A 562-nucleotide genomic window follows, 5' to 3' on the forward strand; every position below is an offset into this window, starting at 1 on the left:
TCGGTCGACGAGAAGAGCCAGATCCAGGCGCTCGACCGCACCCAGCCTGGCCTGCCCATGAAGAAGGGAAGGCTCGGCACCATGACCCACGACTATAAGCGGCAGTGGCACGACCACCCTGTTTGCCGCCCTCAACGTGCTCGACGGCACCGTATCGGCAAGAACATGCAGCGGCATCGCCATCAGGAGTTCATCTGCTTCCTCAACGCCATCGAGGCGCAAATGCCGGCCAGCAAGGCCGTCCACGTCGTCGTCGACAACTACGCCGCCCACAAGCACCCCAAGGTGCGCGCTTGGCTCGACCGCCATCAGCGCTTCACCTTCCACTTCACGCCGACCTCGTGCTCGTGGCTCAACGCGGTCGAGGGTTTCTTCGCCAAGTTGTCGAAGCGTCGTCTCAAGCGAGCCGTCTTCCACTCCGTCGTCGACCTTCAGACGGCAATCAACCGCTTCCTCGTCGAGCACAACCACAGACCCAAACCTTTCACTTGGACCGCCGACCCCGACAAAATCATCGCTGCCGTCAACCGTGGGCACCAAGGGTTAGATTCCATCCACTAGG

Annotated in this window: 1 protein-coding gene; it reads left to right on the forward strand. The window is 61.6% G+C overall.

Annotation, left to right across the window (positions count from 1 at the left end; genetic code table 11):
* The coding region (locus NKI41_RS33250) for an IS630 family transposase (RefSeq protein WP_352687305.1) at positions 1-561 on the forward strand (561 nt) is incomplete at its 5' end.
* Position 562: the final 1 nt, after the last annotated feature.

The organism is Mesorhizobium sp. M0601 (assembly GCF_040320845.1).
Classification (GTDB): domain Bacteria; phylum Pseudomonadota; class Alphaproteobacteria; order Rhizobiales; family Rhizobiaceae; genus Mesorhizobium.